General features: G+C 30.6%; 1 protein-coding gene. It reads right to left on the bottom strand.

Going from position 1 to position 660, the window contains the following annotated elements; translation table 11 throughout:
• On the bottom strand, nt 1–331 hold a 331-nt coding region (locus AC1DTM_RS30405), incomplete at its 3' end, for a spore germination protein (protein WP_477001694.1).
• Between the last annotated feature and the right edge of the window lie 329 nt (nt 332–660).

Consider the following 660-nt stretch of genomic DNA (forward strand, 5'->3'; position numbering starts at 1 on the left):
CTTTTGAAACACTATCTTTCATATTAGATGATTCATCTTTATACTCATCAGGAAAATTACACATTAATGATTTCATAATGTGCATATCAATAAGATCTTTATCTGACAGCCCTTCTACAAAAACAAGAACTGCGCGGATGCTAGTCCCGCCGATATTAAACTCTCGACAATAAACGTCCGAATTATCAAGAGCCTCTTTTTTTATTACCTCTAAATCTAAGTTGAAATCACCTGTAAAGTGGTTTTCAGAAACTTTTGTCGCGTTATTCTCATATGTATTTCCCTGTTCTTGGCTTTGATTAACTATTGAATCCTGCGCTTTCACCTTCATCACTCTTTCTCCAAAAAAGCTTCTTATACCACTCTTCTTTACATATCAATATTTGTTTTCACTTGAATATAGTTTGTTATATTATTCTTTTTCTAATGTGCGAATCCAACTAAAAAATCTTGAAATTATATATGGAATGAATAGTACGATAAAGGCTTGTATAAAAACTTTCCACTCAGGTACATACGAAACAATCGTGTCCCACATTTTAATCATCCTATAACAATACATAATTTTAGAAATTCCTCACTCAATTGGAATTTCTTATAAATTATTATGTCTGATAAGAAAAATTTTAATGCACTTAAAACTTCATCATACATTTCATC

Source organism: Bacillus sp. P4_D3, assembly GCF_056401855.1.